Source organism: Pinisolibacter sp. DMC100, assembly GCF_056313705.1.
This window is the reverse complement of the sequence record NZ_JBQUZT010000004.1, coordinates 95,151-118,983: the sequence shown is the minus strand read 5'-3', so window position 1 is coordinate 118,983 and position 23,833 is coordinate 95,151. Positions and strand designations below refer to the sequence as shown.

Genomic DNA, 23,833 nt, shown 5'->3' with positions numbered 1-23,833 from the left:
GTCTCACGCCTCGCCGCTCTCCGCGGCGTTCCAGGCGGCGAGATCGGCGCGGGCGCGGGCCGCCATCGCCCGCTTCTTCACCTGCGTCTTCTCCGTGCCCTTGTAGCGCCGCCCGTCGGCGTCGACCTTCGGCGCGACGATCGGCGGGAAGAGGCCGAAGTTGACGTTCATCGGCTGGAAGGCGCGCGGCTTGCCGGCGGCCTGTTCCGCCTCGCTCTCGGCGACGTGGCCGCCGGTGATGTGGCCGAGCAGCGCCCCCATGGCGGTCGTCGCCGGCGGCGGCAGGGGCGTGCGCCCGAGCCGCTCGGCGGCGGCGAAGCGGCCGGCGAGATGGCCGACCGCGGCGCTCTCGACATAGCCCTCGCAGCCGGTGATCTGGCCGGCGAAGCGCAGCCGCGGCTCGCTCTTCAGCGCCAGCGTCGGCCCGAGCAGCACCGGCGAGTTGAGATAGGTGTTGCGGTGGAGCCCGCCGAGCCGGGCGAACTCCGCCTTCTCGAGGCCGGGGATCATCCGGAACACCCGGACCTGCTCGGCGTGCTTGAGCTTGGTCTGGAAGCCGACGAGGTTCCACAGCGTGCCGAAGGCGTTGTCCTGACGCAGCTGGACGATGGCATAGGGCTTCACCGTCGGCTCGTGAGCGTTGGTGAGGCCGACCGGCTTCATCGGCCCGTGGCGCAGCGTCTCGCGACCGCGTTCCGCCATCACCTCGACCGGCAGGCAGCCGTCGAAATAGGGCGTCGAGGCCTCCCAGTCCTTGAACGACACCTTCTCGCCCTCGAGCAGGGCGTCGACGAAGGCCTCGTACTGCTCCTTGTTCATCGGGCAGTTGAGATAGTCGGCGCCGGTGCCGCCGGGGCCCGCCTTGTCGTAGCGCGACTGCATCCAGCAGATCGACATGTCGACGCTGTCGAAATGGACGATCGGCGCGATCGCGTCGAAGAAGGCGAGCTGCGTCTCGCCCGTCAGCCCGGCGATCGCCGCGGCCAGCGCCGGTGAGGTGAGGGGGCCGGAGGCGACGATCACGCTGTCCCAGGCGGGATCGGGCAGGCCGTCGATCTCCTCGCGGCGGATCTCGATCAGCGGATGGGCCTCGAGGGCCTCGGTGATGGCGGCCGCGAAACCCTCGCGGTCGACCGCCAGCGCGCCGCCTGCCGGCACCTGGTGGGCGTCGGCCGCCCGCATCACCAGCGAACCGCAGGCGCGAAGCTCGGCGTGGAGCACGCCGACGGCGTTGGTCTCGGCGTCGTCGGAGCGCAGCGAATTGGAGCAGACGAGCTCGCCGAGCCGGTCGGTGGCATGCGCCTCGGTCGAACGCACCGGCCGCATCTCGTGCAGCACGACGGGCACGCCGCGCGTCGCCAGCGCCCAGGCGGCTTCCGAACCGGCGAGGCCGCCGCCGACGACGTGAACGGGCGAAAGGACTTGATCGATGTTCTTCATCCCCGGGTGCTAGCACTTCCCCGCCCCTGTGGACAAGAGTCGGGGACAATCGCGTCGGATCGGCAAAAATTGCCTGTTTCCGGGCTGTGGAAAACCCTCCTAATTGGTCGTCGAAATTCGTTGATTCGCTCGATTCGAACGGGAGATCCGATGTCGGCCGCCAAGATCGTTCCCGTCCTGCTGATGATGCTGGGACTCGCGGGCTGCAAGACGGGCGGCGACGCGCCCGATCGGAAGATGGCCCTGGTCGAGGAGACCGACGCCATCGCCACCGGTTCGATCGCACCGCGCGCCACCATCGACGGCGGCGTCTCGCGCTGGTTCGACGAGCGCGGCGCGGCCTTGCCGCACGGCGACCGGCTGGCCTACTGCCACGGCTTCGGCTGCGAGTTCAAGACGGCGATCGCCATCGGCCCGAGCGAGCGCGCCGAACTGGCCGGGATCTTCGCCCGCAACGCCGGTTCGCCCGAGGCCGAGCGCCGCGCCGTCGATCAGGCCGACCAGATGTGGGAGAAGCTCGCCGCGCCGCAGCTCGGCGGCCCGCCGGATCGTCGCGGTTCGGAGCTGAAGGACGCCCACACCCTCGGTCAGACCGACTGTCTCGACGAGGCGACCAACACCACGACGCTGCTCGTCTGGCTCGAGCGCAACGGTTTCCTCAAGTATCACCACGTCCGCCGGCCGGAATCACGCGGCGCCTTCCTCTATGCCCACGCCACCGCGGTGATGACCGACAAGACCACCGGTATCGACTGGGTCGCCGACAGCTGGATGCGCGACAGCGGCGATCCGATCGACGTCATGCCGCTCGAGACCTGGTTCTCGCTCGCCTACGTCGACCCGGTGTCCTGATCGATCGACCCCGTTCGTCTCCAAGGCCGCGGCGCGCGAGCGTCCGCGGCCTCTTCGCGTCGGCACAGAGCCGGGCGGACATGCGGCTTCGCGGCCGATCGGTCGGCGACGGTCGACGGGAAAGGGAGCGGGAGGAGGGGGCGGACGGCGCTGGCGTACCCCCGGAATCGAGGCGCCCGCCGGAGGGAGGAGGAGCCGGCGGGCGCTCGAAACCGATCCGAGCAGGGAGGAGAGCTCGTCCGGTCGTCGGATCCGGCAGGGAGGAGATGCCTGGACCCGAATTCGATTCCAAATGCCGAAGAGCGATCTGGGAGGTGACCGCCCGTCCGACACGAAAGAGGATAGGACAGACGCCCTGTCCCAAATAGAGCCATGATCGCATGTCGATCATGCGAAAACGCATGGCTCGTAAACAACGTATGACTTTTTCGTATGGGATGGGGCGAAAAGCGGCGAAAACCGCCGTCTTTCGCGCCATGCCGCCGGCGTGGGCGTGGCCCATGGGAGCCACGCTGCCCGCAGGGCTCGCGGGATCGTGAAGTCCGCCGCGACGCCCGCCGACGCGGCGCGCGCGCCGCGTTCGGCCCCGTTCAGCGCTTGCCCGGCCGCCGTTTCAGCAGGTCGGCGAGGAAGCGGCCGGTGTGGCTGCGCGGCTCGGCCGCGACGTCTTCGGGGCGACCCACCGCGACGATCTCGCCGCCGCCGTCGCCGCCCTCGGGGCCGAGGTCGACCAGCCAATCGGCCGTCTTGATCACCTCGAGATTGTGCTCGATGACGACGACCGTGTTGCCCTGGTCGACCAGTTCGTGCAGCACCTCGAGCAGCTTGGCCACGTCGTGGAAGTGGAGGCCGGTCGTCGGTTCGTCGAGGATGTAGAGCGTGCGGCCGGTGGAGCGGCGCGCCAGTTCCTTCGACAGCTTGACGCGCTGCGCCTCACCGCCCGACAGGGTGGTCGCCTGCTGGCCGATGTGGATGTAGCCGAGCCCGACGCGCGACAGCGTCTCGAGCTTGTCGCGGATCCCCGGCATGGCGGCGAAGAACTCGCAGCCCTCGTCGACGGTCATGTCGAGCACGTCGGCGATCGACTTGCCCTTCCACGTCACCTCGAGCGTCTCGCGATTGTAGCGCTTGCCCTTGCAGGTGTCGCAGGTGACGTAGACGTCCGGCAGGAAGTGCATCTCGATCTTGATGACGCCGTCGCCCTGACAGGCCTCGCAGCGCCCGCCCTTGACGTTGAACGAGAAGCGCCCCGGCCCGTAGCCGCGCGCCTTCGCCTCCGGCAGACCGGTGAACCACTCGCGGATCGGCGTGAAGGCGCCGGTATAGGTCGCGGGGTTCGACCGCGGCGTGCGGCCGATCGGCGACTGGTCGATGTCGATCACCTTGTCGAGCAGCTCGAGCCCCTCGATGCGCTCGTGCGGCGCCGGATTCTCCTTCGATCCGTTGAGCTTGCGGGCGACCGCGCGGAACAGCGTGTCGATCAGGAAGGTCGACTTGCCGCCGCCCGAGACGCCGGTGATGCAGGTGAAGACCCCCATCGGGATCTCCGCCGTGACGTTCTTCAGATTGTTGCCGCGCGCCCCGACGACCTTGATCGCCCGGCCCGGATCGACGCGCCGCCGCTTCTTCGGCACCGCCACCTCGAGCACGCCCGAGAGATACTTTCCGGTCAGCGAGTTCGGATCGGCCATCACTTCGGCCGGCGTGCCGCGCGCGACGATCTCGCCGCCGTGGATGCCGGCACCCGGACCGACGTCGACGACATAGTCGGCGGCGAGGATGGCGTCCTCGTCGTGTTCGACGACGATGACGGTGTTGCCGAGGTCGCGCAGGTGCTTCAGCGTCTCGAGCAGACGCTCGTTGTCGCGCTGGTGCAGGCCGATCGACGGCTCGTCGAGGACGTAGAGCACGCCGGTCAGCCCCGAGCCGATCTGCGAGGCGAGGCGAATGCGCTGGCTCTCGCCGCCCGACAGCGTGCCGGAGTTGCGGGCGAGCGTCAGATAGTCGAGACCGACGTCGTCGAGGAACTGCAGCCGCTCGCGGATCTCCTTGAGGATGCGGGCGGCGATCTCGTTCTGTTTGGAAGTCAGGCGCTCCGGCAGGCCGAGGAACCACGGCAGCGCCGCGCGGATCGACAGCGCCGAGACCTCGCCGATGTGGCGTCCGTCGATCTTCACCGCCAGCGCCTCGGGCTTCAGCCGATGGCCGCCGCAGTCGCGGCAGGGGGTGGTGGCGAAATAGCGCTCGATCTCCTCGCGCGACCATTCGCTCTCGGTCTCGCGCCAGCGCCGTTCGAAGTTCGGGATCAGGCCCTCGAAGGTCTTGCGTGTCTTGTGGTGACGCAGGCCGTCGTCGTAGGCGAACTCGATCGCCTCGCGCCCCGTCCCCCACAGGATCACCTTGTGGGCGACCTCGGGCAGGTCGCGCCAGGGCGTCGTCATGGCGAAGCCGTAGTGCCTGGCGAGCGCCTCGAGCGTCTGCCCGTAGAAGGGCGACGCCGACTTCGCCCAGGGCGCGATCGCCCCCTTGGCGAGGCTCAGCGACACGTCGGGGACGACCAGCTCCGGATCGATCTTCTGCTCCGAACCGAGGCCGCCGCAGGTCGGGCACGCGCCGAACGGGTTGTTGAAGGAGAAGAGCCGCGGCTCGATCTCGGCGATGGTGAAGCCGGAGACCGGACAGGCGAACTTCTCGGAGAAGACGAGGCGCTTCGGCGCGCCCTTGTCGTCCTTCTCGTCGACGAATTCGGCAAACGCGATGCCCTCGGCGAGGCCGAGCGCCGTCTCGAAACTGTCGGCGAGGCGGGTGGCGAGATCGCCGCGCACCACGATGCGGTCGACCACCACCTCGATGTCGTGCTTCAGCTTCTTGTCGAGGGCAGGGGCCTCCGAGATCTCGTACAGCGTCCCGTCGACCTTGACGCGCTGGAAGCCCTTCTTCTGGAAGTCCTGGAGTTCCTTGCGATATTCGCCCTTGCGCCCGCGCACGACGGGGGCGAGGAGCAACAGCCGCGTGCCCTCGGGGAGGCTCAGCACGCGGTCGACCATCTGGCTGACCGTCTGGCTCTCGATCGGCAGGCCGGTCGCCGGCGAATAGGGGACGCCGATGCGCGCGAACAAGAGGCGCATGTAGTCGTAGATCTCGGTGACGGTGCCGACCGTCGAGCGCGGGTTCTTCGACGTCGTCTTCTGCTCGATCGAGATGGCGGGCGACAGGCCGTCGATCTGGTCGACGTCCGGCTTCTGCATCATCTCGAGGAACTGGCGGGCATAGGCCGAGAGGCTCTCGACGTAGCGGCGCTGGCCCTCGGCATAGATCGTGTCGAAGGCGAGCGACGACTTGCCCGAGCCGGAGAGGCCGGTCATCACCACCAGACTGTCGCGCGGCAGGTCGAGATCGACGTTCTTCAGATTGTGCTCGCGCGCGCCGCGGATCGAGATCGTCGTGCGGGCATGGTCAAACAGCTGCCGCGTCGCGATCGCGGCGGCTTCGCGCGTCGCCGCCTCGCCGCTGGGCGTCGCTGCGCCGTTCTTCCTGCCGGGCTTCGCCTTCGGCTCGCTCATCGTCGCTCCTGCCGCTCGGGTCGTGCCGGACGCGCCGTCTCGTCGCCCGTGGGCGCCGATCGATCGCTGCCGGACCCTCGGGAATCCGTCTTGCGTTTCCGCCGTGCCCGGAATAGAACACAACAAGAACGGATGCAAGCCCGTTCCCCGGCGGCGAGACGGTGTCTCGAGACCCAGTCTAGAGCACGACGCGCGCGTGACCACGGCGGAGGGCGCGGATCGGCTCTGTTCGCGCCGACTGTTGTGGAAAAACACCGCCCGCTGCGCCGTGCGGTGGGCGAGGGCGTCGCGATCGCGGTCGCGACGGGCTAAGGGTGGGGTCTCAGCCCGGCTCGTCCGGCGCGCGGCCGCGCCCGTGGTGGCGCCGTCGTGGGCGCCCAGGAAGCCGACGGCCGGTTTGCCGAGGAGGAAGCGATGTCCGGAAGCGTCAACAAGGTCATTCTCGTCGGCAATCTCGGCGCCGATCCCGAAATCCGTCGCACCCAGGACGGTCGCCCGATCGTCAACCTGCGGATCGCGACGTCGGAGAGCTGGCGCGACCGCAATTCCGGCGAACGCCGCGAGAAGACCGAGTGGCACCGCGTGGTGATCTTCAACGAGGGCCTCGCCAAGGTCTGCGAGCAGTACCTGAAGAAGGGCATGAAGGTCTATCTCGAGGGCCAGCTCCAGACCCGCGAGTGGGAAGACCAGCAGGGCCAGAAGCGCTATTCGACCGAGGTCGTGCTGCAGGGCTTCAACTCGACCCTGACCATGCTCGACGGTCCCGGCGGCGGCCGTGGCGGCGCGGCTGCCGGTGGCGGCGGCGGTGACTTCGGTGGCGGCGACGACTTCGGCGGCGGCGAGCGCGGCGGTTGGGGCGGTGGCGCCGGCGGTTCCGGTGGCGGTCGCGGCAACTACGGCGGCGGTCGCGGCGCGTCGGCGAGCGGCGGTGCGTCGGGCGGCGCCGGCGGCGCCCGCGGCGGCTACAACCCGCCCCCGGCCTCCGACATGGACGACGAGATCCCGTTCTGATCGGGATCGACCGATCGCACCGATCGACCTTTTGGCGCCCGCCCGAGCCCTCCGCTCCGGCGGGCGTTTTCGTTCGCGCCGCTTCGATGAGGTTCGGATCGGCGCCGTGCGCGATCCTTCGAGACGCGCCTGCGGCGCTCCTCAGGATGAGGTTCTGGAGATTTCTCAGGAAAGACAAACGCCTCATGCTGAGGAGGCGTTCGAAGAACGCCGTCTCGAAGCATCACGCACGGCGTCGAACTCGGCTCGGCCGAATGGTGCAAAGAGACCCGAAGGGAGCGTGGGGCGCGGATGCACCGCGAAATTCCCAGGAGCACGTGGTCCGGGTGGCGGGGCGCCTCGCTGCCCCTCCCGCCTCACCCGCCGGCGATGATCGCGCGGATGCCGTCGGCGACGAACTGGACGGCGAGTGCGGCGAGCAGCAGGCCGAGCAGACGGCCGATGACGACGCGGCCGGTCTCGCCGATGCGCTTGTCGATCGGGTCGGCGAGCAGGAAGACCGCGAGGCCGATGCCCATCACCGCGACGATCAGACCGATGAAGCCGGCAAACGCCGCGACCGACGGCGCCTTGGAGGCGGCGAGGATCGAGGCCGAGATCGCGCCGGGGCCGGCGAGCAGCGGGATCGCCAGCGGGAAGGCGGCGATGTCGCGAATGTGATCGAGCGTCACGGCGCGGTCGGCGTCCGACTTGTCGCGCGGCTCCTTCTGCGAAAAGACCATCTGGAACGCGGTCGAGAACAGGAGCAGGCCGCCGGCGATGCGGAAGGACGGCAGCGAGATGCCGAGCAGCGCCAGCAGCTTGCCGCCGGCGAGCGCGAACACGATCAGCACCGCAGTGGCGATCGACGTCGCCCTCAGCGCCACCTGCCGCCGGTCCTTCGGCCCCATGCCGGCGGTGAGCCCGATGAAGAGCGGCGCGAGCCCGAGGGGATCGACCGTCACGAACAGCGTGACGAAGGCTTCGAGCAGGTAATCGAGCATGGGGATCCCTCGGGTTGCGGCCGGTTCTAGCATGCCGAGGCCGCGCTTCCGAGGGGGCGGAAGGACGCCCCGAGAGGCTTTGCGCGGGGTGTTTTCCACCGCCTCGACGTCTTTGCCCGAATGGTGCCCGAAATGGCGGGGAAACTCGTTCCGTCAAAGCCGATCTTCCTTGAAAATCCGGCTCTTCGATTGGCTTTTCGAGGCGAAATCGTGTATTCCGACGCGACTGTCCGGTCGTGATTTCGAAGCAGAGATTCGCGCCCGTTCGCGAGAGGGAAAGAGACACCTTTGTCCGGTCGAGACGATACCCCCATCGGTGGCGGCGACGCCTCCGAGATCAAGCCGATTTCCATCGCCGACGAGATGAAGCGCAGCTACCTCGATTACGCCATGAGCGTGATCGTGAGCCGTGCGCTGCCCGACGTCCGCGACGGTCTGAAGCCCGTGCATCGGCGCATCCTCTTCTCGATGCACGAGAACGGCTACGACTGGAACAAGGCCTATCGCAAGTCGGCCCGCGTCGTCGGCGACGTCATCGGTAAGTACCACCCGCACGGCGACCAGGCGGTCTACGACGCGCTGGTGCGCATGGCGCAGGACTTCTCGATGCGCCTGCCGCTGGTCGACGGCCAGGGCAACTTCGGCTCGGTCGACGGCGACAGCGCCGCGGCCATGCGATACACCGAGGTGCGTCTCGCCAAGCCGGCCCACAAGCTGCTCGAGAACATCGACGAGGACACCGTCGACTTCCAGTCGAACTACGACAACACCGAGCGCGAGCCGATGGTGCTCCCGGCGCGCTTCCCCAACCTTCTGGCCAACGGCGCCGGCGGCATCGCCGTCGGCATGGCGACCAACATCCCGCCGCACAATCTCGGCGAGGTGATCGACGCGACGATCGCCCTCATCGACCGTCCCGAGATGTCGATCGAGGAGCTGACCGAGATCGTCCCCGGTCCGGACTTCCCGACCGGCGGCGTCATCCTCGGTCGCGCCGGCATCCGCTCGGCCTACGCCACCGGCCGCGGCTCGGTCACCATGCGCGGTCGGGTCAAGACCGAGATCGCGCGCGGCGGCCGCGAGGCGATCGTGATCTCCGACATCCCCTATCAGGTCAACAAGGCCTCGATGGTGGAGCGCATCGGCGAACTGGTGCGCGAGAAGAAGATCGAGGGCATCGCCGAGGTTCGCGACGAATCCGACCGTGACGGCTACCGGGTGGTGATCGAGCTGAAGCGCGACGCCATGTCGGACGTGGTGCTGAACCAGCTCTATCGCTTCACCCAGCTCCAATCGACCTTCGGCTGCAACTTCGTGGCGCTCAATGCCGGCCGCCCGCAGCTGATGACTCTCAAGGACATGCTGGTCGCCTTCGTCGCCTTCCGCGAGGAGGTGATCGGCCGGCGCACCCGCTTCCTGCTCAACAAGGCGCGCGACCGGGCCCACGTGTTGGTCGGCCTCGCCATTGCGGTCGCCAACATCGACGAGGTCATCCGCCTGATCCGCGCCGCGCCGGATCCCGCGACCGCGCGTGCCCAGTTGATGGAGCGCGCCTGGCCGGCCAAGGACATGGCGCCGCTGATCGAGCTGATCGCCGACCCGCGCCACGTCGTGGCCGCTGACGGCACCTACAAGCTCTCCGAGGAACAGGCCCGCGCCATCCTCGACCTGCGCCTGCAGCGCCTGACGGCTCTCGGTCGCGACGAAATCGCCGAGGAGCTCGAGAAGCTCGCCGCCGAGATCGCCGACTATCTCGAAATCCTCGCCTCGCGCGAGCGCATGCTGACGATCATCAAGAACGAGCTCGCCGAAGTGAAGGCCGAGTTCGCCACCCCGCGCAAGACCGAGATCCTCGACGTCGCCGGCGACGTCGACGACGAGGACCTGATCGCCCGCGAGGACATGGTGGTGACGGTCACCCACGCCGGCTGGATCAAGCGCGTGCCGCTGTCGACCTATCGGGCGCAGCGTCGCGGCGGCAAGGGCCGTTCGGGCATGGCGACCAAGGACGAGGATTTCGTCGTCCGCCTGTTCGTCGCCTCGACCCACACGCCGATCCTGTTCTTCTCGTCGCGCGGTCAGGTCTACAAGACCAAGGTGTGGCGCCTGCCTCTGGCGGCGCCGCAGGCGCGCGGCAAGGCGCTGGTCAACATGTTCCCGCTCGAGGCCGGCGAACGCATCACCTCGATCCTGCCGCTGCCGGAGGACGAGGGCGAGTGGGCGACGCTCGACGTGATGTTCGCCACCACGTCGGGTTCGGTCCGCCGCAACGCCCTGTCGGACTTCACCCAGGTGAACCGCAACGGCAAGATCGCCATGAAGCTCGACGAGGGCGAGGGCATCGTCGGCGTCGACACCTGCACCGAGAACGACGACGTGCTGCTGACGACGGCGCTCGGCCAGTGCATCCGCTTCCCCGTCCCCGAGGTCCGCGTCTTCAAGGGCCGCGACTCGATGGGCGTGCGCGGCATCACCCTCGCCGACGACGACACCATCATCTCGATGGCGATCCTGCGCCACTTCGAGGCCGATTCCGACGAACGTTCGCTCTACCTCAAGCAGGCGCGCCTGATGCGCGGCGAGACCGAGGCGGAAGGCGGCTCCGACGAGGAGGCCACGGCCGGCACCGGTCAGCTCGACACCGACCGCTACGCCGCCATGTCGGCCTCCGAGCAGTTCGTGCTGACGATCTCGGAGAACGGCTACGGCAAGCGCACCTCGTCCTTCGAGTATCGGACCACGGGACGCGGCGGCAAGGGCATCGTCGCCATGTCGACCGGCCCGCGCAACGGCAAGCTGGTCGCCTCCTTCCCCGTGGAGGACGCCGACCAGATCATGCTGGTGACCGACGGCGGCCAGCTGATCCGCTGCCCGGTCGACGGCATCCGCGTCGCCGGCCGCTCCACCCAGGGCGTCATCGTCTTCAACACGGCCGACGCCGAACGCGTCGTCTCCGTCGAGCGCATCCGCGACGACGAGACCGGCGACGACGCCGATGTCGACGTCGGTGACGGTGAGGCGGGCGAGGGCGACGCCGAGGTCTGATCGCCTCGGTCGCAACCAACATCGAAACCCGCTCGCGGATCTCCGCGGGCGGGTTTCGTCGTCTCGGACGGGCGATGGGGGCACGACGCGTTGAGCCCGGCGGGGTTTCGGCCTAAGACAGTCGTCCGATGCGCCGCGAACGAACGGCGCCGGCGAGGGGAGGCGAGACGACGCGCATGAGCCGGACTTTTCTCTATTCGGGGTCCTTCGACCCGGTCACCAACGGCCATGTCGACGTGCTCGCCCAGGCTCTCGATCTCGCCGACCGCGTCGTGGTGGCGATCGGCGTCCATCCGGGCAAGAAGCCGCTGTTCGATTTCGACGAACGCGTCGAGATGATCCGCGAGACGGTCGAGGCCCTCGGCGTCGATCAGGCCCGCGTCGACGTCGTCGCCTTCTCCGATCTGGTGGTCGAGGCGGCGCGCCGGGTCGGCGCGGTCGCCATCGTCCGCGGCCTGCGCGACGGCACCGATCTCGACTACGAGATGCAGATGGCCGGCATGAACGGCGCCATGGCGCCGACGATCCGCACGCTCTTCCTGCCGGCTTCCCCCGGCGTCCGCCACATCACCGCCACGCTCGTCCGTCAGATCGCGGCGATGGGCGGCGACGTCCGGCCCTTCGCCCCCGAGAGCGTCGCCCGACGCCTCGCCGAACGGGCCCGGTCCGCGTCCTGACCCTTCCGCCGACACCGTCGGCCCATCCGGAGTACGTGCCTTGCTTCGCAGAACCCTCCTCGCCGCGCTTGCGGCTCTGCCCTTCGCCGCCACCGCCCGTGCCGCCGCCCCGGCGGCCGACGATCGCGAGAACCAGCTGATCCTGACCCTGAAGTCGGGCAAGGTCGTCATCCGCCTGCGTCCCGACATCGCCCCCAAGCACGTCGAGCGCATCAAGCTGCTCGCCCGTCGCGGCTTCTACGACGGCCTCAAGTTCCACCGCGTCATCGCCGGCTTCATGGCGCAGACCGGCGACCCCAAGGGCGACGGCACCGGCGGCTCGGACCTGCCGAACCTGCCGGCCGAGTTCAACCCGATGCCGTTCTCGCGCGGCACCCTCGGCATGGCGCGCGCGTCGAGCCCCAACTCGGCCAACTCGCAGTTCTTCATCATGTTCGCCGACGGTTCCTTCCTGAACGGCCAGTACACCGCCTTCGGCGAGGTCGTCTCGGGCATGGAGTTCGTCGATCAGATCAAGAAGGGTCCGAAGGAGCTGAACGGCATGGTCGACGGCCCCGACGTGATCGTGAAGCTGCAGGTCGCCGCCGACGTGAAATGAGCGGCGCGCCCGTCCGAAAACGCGAAAGCCCGGCCGCGAGGCCGGGCTTTTTCGTGTCGTGTCGGAGACGGTCGGATCAGGCGACCTTGGTGCCGCGCTTGCCGTCGGCCGGGGCCTCGACGGTCCAGCGGACCTGATTGCGTCCGCCCTTCTTGGCGGCATAGAGGCAGGTGTCGGCGCGCTCGATCATCGAGGCGGGCGTGTCCGACGGCCGCCATTCGGCGATGCCGATCGAGATGGTGATGCGGCCGAGGTTCTCGCCGGTCGAGCGCTTGACCAGTTCCTTGGAATAGACCGCCTCGCGGATGTGTTCGGCGACGATCACCGCCTGATCGAGCGGCGTGCGCGGCAGGATCACCGCGAATTCCTCGCCGCCGTAGCGGAAGGCGATGTCCTGACCCTTGATGTTCTGCTTCACCGCCAGCGCCACGAGGCGCAGCACCTGGTCGCCGGTCTGGTGGCCGTAGGTGTCGTTGAAGTTCTTGAAGTGGTCGATGTCGGTGAAGAGCAGCGAGAAGGGCTGCCCCGAATGGGCCGCCTCGTCGTTCATCCGCTCCAGCGACTGGTCGAAGTGCTTGCGATTGGCGAGCGTGGTCAGGTCGTCGACGAGGCTCTCGTAACGGATCGCCTCGAGGCTCTCCTGCAACTCGGTGATCTGGCGACGCGATTCGACGAGTTGCTGTTCGAGCTGCCGGTTGGCCGACACCGTATCGCGCGTCGCGTCGATCAGCCCGGTGACGATGGTCTCGATCGATTCGCCGTCGCGGGCGCCCGCCAGCGCCGCCTGCGCCTCGCCGAGCGAGGTCGAGTAGACCGCGGTCGAGGCCATCTGCGTCTCGAGCATGCCGGCGACACCGGCGATCTCGCGGCTCAGTCGCCCACCGACGTCGTCGATCCGTTCGCCGATCCGCGTCGGTGCCACGAACTGGTCGTAGAGGTGATCGATCTCGGTCGCGGTGATCTTGCCGCGCGAGCGGATGATCTCGTTGATCGACTTGTTGAGGGCGTGATTGAAGCCCGCGGCGTAGGTGTACCAGAGCTCGTAATTGCGAGGATAGGCGGGGAGCTCGTTCTTGCGGATGTGGCCGACGGCGTTTTCACCGTAGACGATCGTCCGCTTGAAATCGTCCCTGTCCGTCATCGGTCCCGCTCTCCCGCCCGGCCGACCAGCAGCCGAATTCGATGCCGTCACTCCCCTGCACGACACCGGTGCAGAATCGCAGGAATCGCTTAATCCAGGGTAAAGAAACAACCGGGAGAAGAATAGTCCTCGCTGGAAGAAGCACCGCTCGCGACGCGTTGCCGGTGTTTCGTCCCACCATTGATCTCAGGAAGAGAGCGGTTGCGACAAAGTGTTCTCGAGATGCGATCGAGCATCGGCGCGGCCGAATGCAACGCCGCCGCAACGATGCGTTGCGGCGGCGTGGATACGCATTGCATGCAGCGCATGCGTCATTGTCCGGATACGCCGAAAAAGCGTAATGTCACGCTGAGCACAACGTGCTCGGCGCGTCAGGAGCGCCCGGCCCGGACCGGGCGCAGCAGGAAGGCCGGGACGTGATCGCCCAGACCGACCGGCGTCTCCTCGCCGCCGTCCTCGTCGCGGCCGCGACGGGCCGCGAAGCGATCGCCGGCGCGCACCGGACCGAGGTCGTCGCTCGGACGCGGCACGCGGCCGCTCTCGGGACGCGCGGAGCGGCGTTCGCCGCCCGCTTCGCCGCGCGGCGGGCTCTTGCGCTCGGCGCGGGGCGCCTCGGCGCGCGGGGTGTCGCTCGTGCGGGGTGCCTTCTCGCGACGCGGCGCCGGAGCGGCGGCTTCCTCGCCGGCCGTCGCAGTGACGGTCTCGGCCTCTTCGCGACGCGGGCTGCTGCGGCGTCCGTCGCGACGACGGCCGTCCTCGCGCGCCTCGCCGCGTCCACCGCGCGCACCTCCGCGACCGCGGCGTTCGCCGTCGTGGCTGCGCGACGTGCCGTCGCTCGGCGGCAGTTCTTCGAGCGTCGGGCCGATCCACGAGATCTCGTCGCCGGTCAGCTTCTTGATGGCGGCGAGATGCTTGCCGTCGAGCTCGGTGACGAGCGTGATGGCGGTGCCCGAGCGTCCGGCGCGGCCGGTGCGGCCGATGCGGTGGACGTAGTCCTCGGAATGGATCGGGACGTCGTAGTTGAAGACGTGGGAGACGTCCGGGATGTCGAGGCCGCGCGCCGCCACGTCGGAGGCGACGAGCAGCGTCAGCTTGTTGCCGCGGAAGCCGTCGAGCATCGCCATGCGGGCGCGCTGTTCCATGTCGCCGTGCAGCGCGCCGACCGAGAAACCGTGCTTCTCGAGGCTGCGCCAGACGACCTGCACGTCGCGCTTGCGGTTGCAGAAGATGATGCCGTTCTTCAGGTCTTCGGCCGAGCGGATCAGCCGGCGCAGCACGTCGCGCTTGTCCTGCGGCTCGCGGCCGGCGGCGGCGAGGAACTGCGACACGGTCTTGGCGGTCGAGGCGGGCTTGGCCACCTCGATGCGGACCGGGTTGCGCAGGAACAGGTCGGCGAGGCGCTGGATCTCCGGCGGCATGGTCGCCGAGAACATCATCGTCTGGCGCGACGGCGGGATCAGCTTGCAGATCTTCTCGATGTCCGGGATGAAGCCCATGTCGAGCATGCGGTCGGCCTCGTCGATGACGAGGATCTCGACGCCGGACATCAGCAGGCGGCCACGACCGAACAGGTCGAGCAGGCGGCCGGGCGTGGCGATCAGCACGTCGACGCCGCGATCGAGCTTCTTCAGCTGCTCGTCGAACGACACGCCGCCGATCAGCAGCGCGACGTTGAGCTTGTGGTTGATGCCGTACTTGTCGAAGTTCTCCTCGACCTGCGCGGCGAGTTCGCGCGTCGGCTCGAGGATCAGGGTGCGCGGCATGCGTGCTCGCGCCCGACCCTGCTCGAGGCGGGTCAGCATCGGCAGCACGAAGGCGGCGGTCTTGCCCGTGCCGGTCTGGGCGATGCCGCAGACGTCCTTCAGTTCGAGGACCATCGGGATGGCCTGGGCCTGGATCGGCGTCGGGGTGGAATAGCCGGCCGCTTCGACGGCCGCGAGGACTTTGTCGGAGAGTCCGAGTTCGTTGAAGGTCATGTTGTCCATCGGGCCCGGGATTGCGACCTGGTCGTCCCGCGACGCGCACGGTTGCTGGCGTCTCGACGAGAAGCGAGGTCCGCGGGCAGAATCTTTGTGCAGTGCGAGATCTCGGCCGGAAAAATAGACGAGGTCGCGCGAAAGTCAAACTGATTCGCCCCTTTCCGTCGAGTAGGGTCGAGATTTGCCGAGTCGTTCGCTCGCGTTTATTGACGCGAGGCGAGGTCGGGTCCTCCGTCGCGCGCGCCGCGAACGGCCCGCGCCGACCGGATCGATCGAGGAGAACGACATGACGATGCTTCCGCTACTGTTGATTCCCGGTCTCAACTGCACGGCCTCTCTGTGGGTCGATCAGGTCGCGGCGCTGGGTGCCGGTCGGGCCGTCATGGTCGCCGATCACGGAAGCGCCGAGACGATCGCCGCGATCGCCGCCGCCATCCTCGCCGATGCGCCGCCGCGCTTCGCACTCGCCGGCCTGTCGATGGGCGGCTACGTCGCGATGGAGATCCTGCGGGTCGCCCCCGAACGCGTCGGGCGCCTCTGCCTCCTCGACACCCGCGCCGATGCCGACGCGCCGGAACAGTCCGAGGTCCGCCGTCAGCTGATCGACATCACCGAGCGGGGCGGCTTCGCCAAGATCGCCGCCATGCAGTATCCCCGTCTCGTCGCCCCCGCCCGCCTCGACGACGAGGCGCTGCAGGCCCGCGTCCGCGCCATGGCCGACGACACCGGCCCCGACGCCTTCGTGCGTCAGCAGAAGGCGATTCTGACGCGGATCGACAGCCGCCCCTCGCTCGCCGCGATCCGTTGCCCGGCGACGGTGCTCGTCGGCGAAGACGATCAGCTCACCCCGCCCGATCTCGCCCGCGACATGGCCGAACGCATTCCCGGTGCCCGCCTCGTCGTCGTGCCCGGCGCCGGCCACCTGTCGCCGATCGAGGCGCCCGCGGCGGTGACGGAGGCATTGCGAGACTGGCTGGAAGGGCGAGGGTGACGGCATGCCAACGGTCGATGGATCTGGCGGTCGGCAACTTCAGGGTGCTGATATTCCAGTCCATCCGTCCATTTACGTAATCTGCTCGCGATTTCGGCAGATTCCGGCGCCCCCCACCGTTGACGTTTCCGTGTCGTAACCTCTTGATGGGCCTTCGACGTCCGGCTCGACCAGTTCGGCGGCCGCATGTCGACGTCACGTGGTCCGCGATGCGTCTCCGACGCCGCGGGAGGAGGACCCATGAAGAAGTTCATCGTCGCGGCCGTCGCCGCGCTCGGCCTGTCGTTCGCTTTCGCCGCCCCGGCCGTCTCGGAGGAGGGCAAGCAGAACTTCATGCTCGTCAACAAGACCGGCTACACGATTTCCGAGGTCTATGTCTCGCCCTCCAAGTCGAACGACTGGGAAGAGGACGTGCTCGGCAAGGACACGTTCGAGGACGGCGGCAGCTGGGAGATCAAGTTCCATCGCGCCGCCAAGCCCTGCATGTGGGATCTGAAGGTCGTCTATGACGACGACGATTCCGAAGCCATCTGGGACAACATCGACCTGTGCAAGGTGTCGAAGATCACCATCCACTACAACCGCAAGGCCGATCAGACCTCGGCCGAGCTCGAGTGATCGCACGCACCGCGCGCGTCCGACGCAAACGCCCCGGCCGGTCCGGGGCGTTTTTGCGTTCGGGATCGCGCGGTGCCGGCCCGCGGTCGCGGCGATTGCGCGTCCCTTCCGGCGGGTGTTAGAAACGGCCACGCGTCGCGACCCCGCGGGTTCGCGCGCCTTCCCGATGTCTTCCGTGGTTCCCGAGGTTCCCATGTCCGTCGATCGTTCGACCGTCGTCCGCGTCGCCCATCTCGCGCGCATCCGCGTCGCCGAAGAGGAGGTGGACAAGCTCCAGGGCGAACTCAATTCGATCCTCGGCTTCGTCGAGCAACTCTCCGAGCTGGACGTCTCCGACGTCGAGCCGCTGACCTCGATCGTCCCCATCGCCATGAAGAAGCGCGCCGACGTCGTCACCGACGGCGGTATCCCGAAGAAGGTGACGGCCAACGCGCCGCTCTCCGAAGACGACTTCTTCGTCGTTCCCAAGGTGGTCGAGTGATCCGGGCGAACGCCCGCCGATCCTCCCGCCTGCCTCACCAGATGGATTTCCGCCCGTGACCGATCTGACCGCCCTGACGATTGCCGAAGCCCGCGACGCGCTGGCGAAGAAGACCTTCACCGCCGTCGAGCTGACCGACGCCTATCTCGCCGCCATGGGGAAGGCCCGCGCGCTCAACGCCTACGTGCTCGAGACGCCGGAGAAGGCCCGTGAGATGGCGAAGGCGTCGGACGCCCGCCGCGCCTCCGGCACCGTCGGCGCGCTCGAGGGCATCCCGCTCGGCGTCAAGGACCTCTACTGCACCGAGGGCGTGCGCACGACCGCCTGTTCCAAGATCCTCGACGGCTTCGTGCCGCCCTACGAGTCGACGGTGACGTCGAACCTCTGGGCCGACGGTGCGGTGATGCTCGGCAAGCTCGCCAACGACGAGTTCGCCATGGGCTCGTCGAACGAGACCTCCTGCTTCGGCCCGGTCGTGAACCCCTGGCGCCGCAAGGCCGCCGACGGCTCGATCGACCCGACCCCGCTGGTGCCGGGCGGCTCCTCGGGCGGCTCGTCCGCCGCCGTCGCCGCGCGCCTCTGCGCCGGCGCCACCGGCACCGACACCGGCGGCTCGATCCGCCAGCCCGCTGCCTTCACCGGCACCGTCGGCATCAAGCCGACCTACGGCCGCTGCTCGCGCTGGGGCATCGTCGCCTTCGCCTCGTCGCTCGATCAGGCCGGCCCCTTCGCCCGCACCGTGCGCGACGCCGCGATCCTCCTGAAGTCCTTCGCCTCGGTCGACCCCAAGGACACGACCTCGGTCGATCTGCCGGTGCCGAACTACGAGGCCTCGATCGGCACCTCGATCAAGGGCAAGGTCATCGGCATTCCGAAGGAATACCGCGTCGACGGCATGTCGGCCGAGATCGAGACGCTGTGGAGCCAAGGCATCGCCTGGCTGAAGGCGGCCGGCGCCGAGATCCGCGAGATCTCGCTGCCCCACACCAAGTACGCCCTGCCGGCCTACTACATCGTCGCTCCGGCCGAGGCCTCCTCGAACCTCGCCCGCTACGACGGCATCCGCTACGGCCTGCGCGTCACAGGCGACGACATCACCGACACCTACGAGCTGACCCGCGCCGCCGGCTTCGGCTCGGAAGTCCGCCGCCGCATCATGATCGGCACCTACGTGCTGTCGGCCGGCTACTACGACGCCTACTACGTCAAGGCGCAGAAGGTCCGCACCCTGATCAAGCGCGACTTCGACCTCGCCTTCGCCGCCGGCGTCGACGCCGTGCTGACGCCCGCCACCCCGTCGTCGGCCTTCGGCATCGGCGAGATGTCGGGCGGCGATCCGGTCGAGATGTACCTGAACGACATCTTCACCGTGACGGTGAACATGGCCGGTCTTCCCGGCATGACGGTGCCCGCCGGCCTCGACTCCAAGGGTCTGCCGCTCGGCCTGCAGCTGATCGGCCGTCCCTTCGAGGAAGAGACGCTGTTCCAGGTCGGCGAAGTGCTCGAGCAGTCGGCCGGTCACTTCACGCCGGCGCAGTGGTGGTGATGCGCGCCGCCGGCCTCCTCGCGAGCCTGCTCGTCGCCGCCCTCTCGGGCGGCGGCACTGCTTTCGCGCAGGGCCAGCCCGTCGCCAAGCTCTTCTCCGCCGCCGACGTCATCAACGGCACGACGGTGTCGCGTGAGGCCTGCGCGAAGACGCCGAGAACCGTCTACGTCGAGAGCTTCGGCAAGGGCATCTGCATCCGCTACTACGCCTCCGGGCCGATGAAGGGCGCTGCGCCCATCGTCTTCTTCACCGGCGACGTCCTCGGCCTCGACGACAAGGGCCGCCGCGAGGTCGACCCCGGCTATCTGACCCAGGCGCCCGAGTTCATCGACATCGCCGCCAAGGTCTGGGCCGGAAGGCTGAAGTCTCCGGTGATCTTCTTCGGTCGCATGGGGCTCAACGGCTCGTCGGGCTGGCACGGCGACCGCCGCACCGCGCTCGAAGTCGACGTGACCGCCAAGGCGCTCGACGCCATCGCGGCGAAGGAAGGCGCGACCGGCTTCCACCTCGTCGGCCAGTCGGGCGGCGCCATGCTGGTGCCGGCGCTGGTGGCGTCGCGCGACGACATCGGCTGCGCCGTGATCGCCTCCGGCCCGCTCGACTTCCGCGCCTTCGCCAAGCGCTACGGCATCACCTTCCGCACGTCGGGCGCGCGGGCGCATTACGACCCGATGGGCGACGTTCCCGCCATAGCCCCGAAGATCGCCGGCGACGGCGGCACCCGCCTCTTCGTCCTGACCGATCCGCAGGACAGCGCGGTTCCGGCCGAGTTCCAGCTGCCCTTCGTGTTGGCGCTGGCCAAGGCCGGCGGTCGCCCGGTGGCGATCTCGACGGGCGGGCGCGACAAGGACCACCACGCGCTGATCGAGAAGGGCCTCTTCGTCGCCGGCCAATGCGTCGCGGAGACGCCCGACGAGGCCATCGTCAAACGCTGGCAGGGCAGGGCGGGCGACGACCTGCCGCGGTGAGCGGGCGGGGAGGGGCTCCGTGCCTCTGCACCGGCCGCTCGGCTCCTCTGCATCCGGCGTATCTTTACGTACCGTCCCGCGCGACGCAGACTTCGCGGCCCGCCGGAGAGCGGCGCCGATCGCGGTCGATCGACCGCCCGCGACGCGAGACACGAGGACACGCCGATGACAGCCGCGACGGAGAGCGCCGCAAGTCCCGCCCGCCCGACAGCCGCCGAGGGGACCGCCTGGTCGATCCTCGTCATGCTGTCGCTGTCGCACATGCTGAACGACACGATGCAGTCGCTCGTCGCGGCGTCCTATCCGATCCTCAAGGACAGTTTCTCGCTCGACTACGGCCAGATCGGCATCGTCACCCTGTGCTTCCAGGTGACCGCCTCGATCCTCCAGCCGCTGGTCGGCATCTTCACCGACCGCCATCCCCAGCCCTTCAGCCTCGCGATCGGCATGGGCTCGACGCTGATCGGCCTGCTGCTGCTCGCGGTGGCGCCGACCTACGGCGTACTGCTCGTCGCCGTCGGCCTGATCGGCACCGGCTCGTCGGTCTTCCACCCCGAGAGCTCGCGCATGGCGCGCCTCGCGTCCGGCGGCCGTCACGGTCTGGCGCAGTCGCTGTTCCAGGTCGGCGGCAACTCCGGCACCGCGCTCGGCCCGCTGCTCGCCGCCTTCGTGGTGCTGCCCAACGGGCGCTCGTCGGTCGCGTGGTTCGCCGTGCTGGCGCTCGTCGGCATCGCCATCCTGACCCGCGTCGGCATCTGGGGCCGTTCGAAGCGCAAGGCCCATGCGGCCGGTGCCGCCAGGCCCGCCTCGACCCTGCCGCGCGCCGTGGTCATCCGCACCATCGCCATCCTGATGGCGCTGGTCTTCTCCAAGAACGTCTATCTGGCGTCGATCTCCAGCTACTACACGTTCTATCTGATCGAGACCTTCCACATGTCGGTGCAGGACGCGCAGCTCTACCTGTTCGTCTTCCTCGGCGCAGCGGCGGTCGGCACGCTCGCCGGCGGCCCGATCGGCGACCGCATCGGCCGCAAGGCGGTGATCTGGGTGTCGATCCTCGGCGTCCTGCCGTTCTCCCTCCTGCTGCCGCACGTCGGTCCGACCATGACGCTGGTCCTGTCGATCGCCATCGGCCTGATCCTGTCGTCGGCCTTCTCGGCGATCCTGGTCTATGCCCAGGAACTGGTGCCCGGCCGCGTCGGCATGATCGCCGGCCTGTTCTTCGGCCTCGCCTTCGGCTTCGGCGGCCTCGGCGCCGCGGTGCTGGGCGAGGTGGCCGACCGCACCTCGATCGGCTTCGTCTACGAGGTTTGCGCCTGGCTTCCGGCGATCGGCCTGCTCACGGTGTTCCTGCCCAACCTGAAGAAGGCGCGGGCGTGAGGGGAGAGGCGCGCGGCGGACGCCCTCCGCGCGCCGAAGTCCTTGAACCGCCGCTCGATCCGCACTACCCAGTGAGTCAGACGTTCCTACCCACTCGAGGCTCTCATGTTCACCGCGTTCCGTATCGCCAAGCCGTCGCAGTACCTCAAGGGCGCGACGGGTGACTGGGAAATCATCATCGGCCTCGAGGTCCATGCCCAGGTCGCCTCGAACGCCAAGCTCTTCTCCGGCGCCTCGACCGAATTCGGCGGCGCGCCCAACGATCACGTCTCGCTCGTCGACGCCGCCATGCCCGGCATGCTGCCGGTGATCAACGAGGAATGCGTCAAGCAGGCGATCCGCACCGGCCTCGGCCTCGAGGCGCAGATCAATCTGAAGTCCGTCTTCGACCGGAAGAACTACTTCTATCCGGACCTGCCGCAGGGCTATCAGATCTCGCAGTTCAAGAGCCCGATCGTCGGCGAAGGCACCATCCATCTCGACATGGAGGGCGGCGAGACCGTCGCCGTCGGCGTCGAGCGTCTGCACCTCGAGCAGGACGCCGGCAAGTCGATCCACGACCAGTCGCCGACCCACACCTTCGTCGACCTGAACCGCTCCGGCGTCGCGCTGATGGAGATCGTGTCGAAGCCCGACATGCGCTCGGCCGACGAGGCCAAGGCCTATCTCTCGAAGCTGCGCACCATCCTGCGCTACCTCGGCACCTGCGACGGCGACATGGACAAGGGCAACATGCGCGCCGACGTCAACGTGTCGGTGCGCAAGCCCGGCGGCGAGCTCGGCACCCGCTGCGAGATCAAGAACGTCAACTCGATCCGCTTCGTCGGTCAGGCGATCGAATACGAGGCGCGTCGCCAGATCGGCATCATCGAGGACGGCGGCACGATCAAGCAGGAGACGCGGCTCTTCGATCCCGGCAAGGGCGAGACCCGCTCGATGCGGTCGAAGGAGGAGGCGCACGACTATCGCTACTTCCCCGATCCCGACCTGCTGCCGCTCGAGTTCGACCAGCCTTACGTCGACGCGCTGAAGGCCGAACTGCCGGAACTGCCCGACGCCAAGAAGGCCCGCTTCATCGCCGACTACGGCGTGACGCCCTACGACGCGATGGTGCTGACGCTGGAGCGCGCCTCCGCCGACTTCTTCGAGGAGGTCGCCAAGGGCCGCGACGCCAAGATCGCCGCCAACTGGGTGATCAACGAGCTCTTCGGCCGCCTGAACAAGGAAGGCTTGGGGGTCGAGGCGAGCCCGGTCTCCGCCGCCCAGCTCGGCGGCGTCATCGACCTGATTCTCGACGGCACGATCTCCGGCAAGATCGCCAAGGATCTGTTCGAGATCGTCTGGGCCGAAGGCGGCGACCCGAAGGAACTGGTCGAGAAGCGCGGCCTCAAGCAGGTCACCGACACCGGCGCCATCGAGGCGGCGATCGACGCGGTGATCGCGGCCAACCCCGACAAGGTCGAGCAGGTCAAGGTGAAGCCGACGCTCGCCGGCTGGTTCGTCGGTCAGGTGATGAAGCAGACCGGCGGCAAGGCCAACCCGCAGGCCGTCAACGACATCCTGAAGGCGAAGCTCGGGCTCGAGTGAGTCCCACGACGCCGGAAGATTTCACGAAGCCGCGCCCCTCGAAAGGCGCGGCTTCGTCGTCTCCGCGGCACCCCTCTCGCCCCTGACATGGTTGACGCAAAACGCGCCTCGGTAACGCTTCGTTACCTTTGATCGCCGACACTCTGCCCCGAGGAAGGCCTAGGACAGGCTTTCCCGCGTGGGCGCGAGTGATCCATGGACATTGCGACTTTCCTCGGTATCGGCGGCGGTTTCGGCGTGCTCATCCTGGCCGTCTTCATGGAGGGCTCCAAGCTCTCCATGTTCATGGACCTGCTCGCCACCAACGTCGTGATCGGCGGCGCCATCACCACGACGATGGCGCGCTTCACCATGAAGGGCTTCATCGAGGCGCTGACCACGGGTCTCAAGACCGTCGCCTTCGACCATCACGTCAAGCCGCGCGACATGATCGAGAAGATCGCCGAACTCGCCGACATCGTCCGCAAGCAGGGCCCGCTCGGCCTCGAGGCGGTCGAGATCGAGGACGAGTTCCTCGCCAAGGGCATGCGGATGATCGCCGACGGCTTCGATCTCCACATCATCCGCGAGACGCTCGAGCGCGAGCGCGACCTGCACATCGAGCGCATCGACGACGCCAACAAGCTGTTCAACTTCATGGGCAACGCGGCGCCGGGCATGGGCATGGTCGGCACCATCATCGGCCTCGTGTCGATGTTCGCCCACATGGACGACCCCAAGAAGATCGGCCCCGGCATGGCGGTGGCGCTGCTGACGACCCTGTACGGCGCGGTCATGGCCAACGTCGTCGCGCTGCCGATCGCCGACAAGCTGCAGATCAAGTCGCTCGAGGAGAACATCAACCACACGCTCGTCATCGACGGCGTGCTGATGATCCGCGAGAACAAGTCGCCGGCGGTGATCCGCGACATGCTGATCTCCTACATGCCGTCGAAGCACCGCGGCGATTTCGCCGAAGCGGCCTGATCGGACG

Annotated in this window: 18 protein-coding genes; 13 read left to right on the top strand and 5 right to left on the bottom strand. The window is 68.3% G+C overall.

Annotation, left to right across the window (positions count from 1 at the left end; translation table 11 throughout):
* Positions 1-3: 3 nt before the first annotated feature.
* On the bottom strand, positions 4-1,440 hold the full coding sequence (trmFO, locus tag ACT541_RS16020) for a methylenetetrahydrofolate--tRNA-(uracil(54)-C(5))-methyltransferase (FADH(2)-oxidizing) TrmFO (RefSeq protein ID WP_476138097.1): 1,437 nt from the start codon (positions 1,438-1,440) through the stop codon (positions 4-6).
* Positions 1,441-1,590: 150 nt separating this feature from the next.
* On the opposite strand from trmFO, the gene ACT541_RS16015 reads away from it, so the two are divergent.
* On the top strand, positions 1,591-2,292 hold the full coding sequence (locus tag ACT541_RS16015; RefSeq protein ID WP_476138096.1) for a hypothetical protein: 702 nt from the start codon (positions 1,591-1,593) through the stop codon (positions 2,290-2,292).
* A 590-nt stretch (positions 2,293-2,882) separates the two neighbouring features.
* Here the strand turns inward: ACT541_RS16015 and uvrA are convergent.
* On the bottom strand, positions 2,883-5,855 hold the full coding sequence (uvrA, locus tag ACT541_RS16010; protein ID WP_476138095.1) for an excinuclease ABC subunit UvrA: 2,973 nt from the start codon (positions 5,853-5,855) through the stop codon (positions 2,883-2,885).
* A 414-nt stretch (positions 5,856-6,269) separates the two neighbouring features.
* Here uvrA and ACT541_RS16005 point away from each other — a divergent pair, with 414 nt between their 5' ends.
* On the top strand, positions 6,270-6,866 hold the full coding sequence (locus ACT541_RS16005) for a single-stranded DNA-binding protein (protein ID WP_476138094.1): 597 nt from the start codon (positions 6,270-6,272) through the stop codon (positions 6,864-6,866).
* A 356-nt stretch (positions 6,867-7,222) separates the two neighbouring features.
* Here the strand turns inward: ACT541_RS16005 and ACT541_RS16000 are convergent, their stop codons facing one another.
* On the bottom strand, positions 7,223-7,855 hold the full coding sequence (locus ACT541_RS16000; RefSeq protein WP_476138207.1) for a MarC family protein: 633 nt from the start codon (positions 7,853-7,855) through the stop codon (positions 7,223-7,225).
* A gap of 282 nt (positions 7,856-8,137) precedes the next feature.
* On the opposite strand from ACT541_RS16000, the gene gyrA reads away from it, so the two are divergent.
* The 3 genes from gyrA (at position 8,138) to ACT541_RS15985 (ending at position 12,169) form a co-directional block, all read left to right on the top strand.
* Entirely contained in the window at positions 8,138-10,894 is a 2,757-nt protein-coding gene (gene gyrA, locus ACT541_RS15995) for a DNA gyrase subunit A (protein ID WP_476138093.1), read from the top strand.
* A gap of 176 nt (positions 10,895-11,070) precedes the next feature.
* Positions 11,071-11,571, top strand: coding sequence for a pantetheine-phosphate adenylyltransferase (gene coaD / locus ACT541_RS15990; protein WP_476138092.1), 501 nt, complete (start codon positions 11,071-11,073; stop codon positions 11,569-11,571).
* Between the two features lie 40 nt (positions 11,572-11,611).
* The gene (locus ACT541_RS15985) at positions 11,612-12,169 is read left to right on the top strand and encodes a peptidylprolyl isomerase (protein WP_476138091.1); all 558 of its coding nucleotides are present in this window, start codon (positions 11,612-11,614) and stop codon (positions 12,167-12,169) included.
* Between the two features lie 76 nt (positions 12,170-12,245).
* Here ACT541_RS15985 and ACT541_RS15980 read toward each other — a convergent pair whose 3' ends face one another.
* Positions 12,246-13,310 (bottom strand): GGDEF domain-containing protein, encoded by a 1,065-nt coding sequence (locus tag ACT541_RS15980; protein ID WP_476138090.1) that lies wholly within the window; start codon positions 13,308-13,310, stop codon positions 12,246-12,248.
* A 371-nt stretch (positions 13,311-13,681) separates the two neighbouring features.
* On the bottom strand, positions 13,682-15,286 hold the full coding sequence (locus tag ACT541_RS15975; protein WP_476138089.1) for a DEAD/DEAH box helicase: 1,605 nt from the start codon (positions 15,284-15,286) through the stop codon (positions 13,682-13,684).
* Between the two features lie 289 nt (positions 15,287-15,575).
* On the opposite strand from ACT541_RS15975, the gene ACT541_RS15970 reads away from it, so the two are divergent.
* From ACT541_RS15970 to ACT541_RS15935, 8 genes are all read left to right on the top strand, one after another.
* A complete protein-coding gene (locus tag ACT541_RS15970) occupies positions 15,576-16,280 on the top strand; it encodes an alpha/beta fold hydrolase (RefSeq protein ID WP_476138088.1) in 705 nt (234 codons plus the stop codon).
* Between the two features lie 240 nt (positions 16,281-16,520).
* On the top strand, positions 16,521-16,898 hold the full coding sequence (locus tag ACT541_RS15965) for a hypothetical protein (RefSeq protein WP_476138087.1): 378 nt from the start codon (positions 16,521-16,523) through the stop codon (positions 16,896-16,898).
* 193 nt (positions 16,899-17,091) lie between these two features.
* Positions 17,092-17,379, top strand: coding sequence for an Asp-tRNA(Asn)/Glu-tRNA(Gln) amidotransferase subunit GatC (gatC, locus tag ACT541_RS15960; protein ID WP_476138086.1), 288 nt, complete (start codon positions 17,092-17,094; stop codon positions 17,377-17,379).
* Between the two features lie 55 nt (positions 17,380-17,434).
* Positions 17,435-18,925, top strand: a complete 1,491-nt coding sequence (gene gatA / locus ACT541_RS15955; RefSeq protein WP_476138085.1) for an Asp-tRNA(Asn)/Glu-tRNA(Gln) amidotransferase subunit GatA — start codon at positions 17,435-17,437, stop codon at positions 18,923-18,925.
* Complete coding sequence (locus ACT541_RS15950; protein WP_476138084.1) at positions 18,925-19,893, top strand: hypothetical protein; 969 nt, start codon at positions 18,925-18,927, stop codon at positions 19,891-19,893. The genes gatA and ACT541_RS15950 overlap by 1 nt, the downstream gene beginning before the upstream one ends.
* Before the next feature lie 165 nt (positions 19,894-20,058).
* Complete coding sequence (locus ACT541_RS15945) at positions 20,059-21,273, top strand: MFS transporter (RefSeq protein ID WP_476138083.1); 1,215 nt, start codon at positions 20,059-20,061, stop codon at positions 21,271-21,273.
* Between the two features lie 105 nt (positions 21,274-21,378).
* Positions 21,379-22,860, top strand: a complete 1,482-nt coding sequence (gatB, locus tag ACT541_RS15940; RefSeq protein WP_476138082.1) for an Asp-tRNA(Asn)/Glu-tRNA(Gln) amidotransferase subunit GatB — start codon at positions 21,379-21,381, stop codon at positions 22,858-22,860.
* 195 nt (positions 22,861-23,055) lie between these two features.
* Positions 23,056-23,826, top strand: a complete 771-nt coding sequence (locus ACT541_RS15935) for a motility protein A (protein WP_476138081.1) — start codon at positions 23,056-23,058, stop codon at positions 23,824-23,826.
* The last annotated feature ends 7 nt before the right edge of the window (positions 23,827-23,833 follow it).

What these genes read in the sequence shown, in the direction of transcription:
- trmFO (WP_476138097.1), bottom strand. Translation starts at nt 1,440, where the DNA reads ATGAAGAACATCGATCAAGTCCTTTCGCCCGTTCACGTCGTCGGCGGC.
- ACT541_RS16015 (WP_476138096.1), top strand. Translation starts at nt 1,591, where the DNA reads ATGTCGGCCGCCAAGATCGTTCCCGTCCTGCTGATGATGCTGGGACTC.
- uvrA (WP_476138095.1), bottom strand. Translation starts at nt 5,855, where the DNA reads ATGAGCGAGCCGAAGGCGAAGCCCGGCAGGAAGAACGGCGCAGCGACG.
- ACT541_RS16005 (WP_476138094.1), top strand. Translation starts at nt 6,270, where the DNA reads ATGTCCGGAAGCGTCAACAAGGTCATTCTCGTCGGCAATCTCGGCGCC.
- coaD (WP_476138092.1), top strand. Translation starts at nt 11,071, where the DNA reads ATGAGCCGGACTTTTCTCTATTCGGGGTCCTTCGACCCGGTCACCAAC.
- ACT541_RS15980 (WP_476138090.1), bottom strand. Translation starts at nt 13,310, where the DNA reads ATGACGGACAGGGACGATTTCAAGCGGACGATCGTCTACGGTGAAAAC.
- ACT541_RS15975 (WP_476138089.1), bottom strand. Translation starts at nt 15,286, where the DNA reads ATGACCTTCAACGAACTCGGACTCTCCGACAAAGTCCTCGCGGCCGTC.
- ACT541_RS15970 (WP_476138088.1), top strand. Translation starts at nt 15,576, where the DNA reads ATGACGATGCTTCCGCTACTGTTGATTCCCGGTCTCAACTGCACGGCC.
- ACT541_RS15965 (WP_476138087.1), top strand. Translation starts at nt 16,521, where the DNA reads ATGAAGAAGTTCATCGTCGCGGCCGTCGCCGCGCTCGGCCTGTCGTTC.
- gatC (WP_476138086.1), top strand. Translation starts at nt 17,092, where the DNA reads ATGTCCGTCGATCGTTCGACCGTCGTCCGCGTCGCCCATCTCGCGCGC.
- ACT541_RS15950 (WP_476138084.1), top strand. Translation starts at nt 18,925, where the DNA reads ATGCGCGCCGCCGGCCTCCTCGCGAGCCTGCTCGTCGCCGCCCTCTCG.
- ACT541_RS15945 (WP_476138083.1), top strand. Translation starts at nt 20,059, where the DNA reads ATGACAGCCGCGACGGAGAGCGCCGCAAGTCCCGCCCGCCCGACAGCC.
- gatB (WP_476138082.1), top strand. Translation starts at nt 21,379, where the DNA reads ATGTTCACCGCGTTCCGTATCGCCAAGCCGTCGCAGTACCTCAAGGGC.
- ACT541_RS15935 (WP_476138081.1), top strand. Translation starts at nt 23,056, where the DNA reads ATGGACATTGCGACTTTCCTCGGTATCGGCGGCGGTTTCGGCGTGCTC.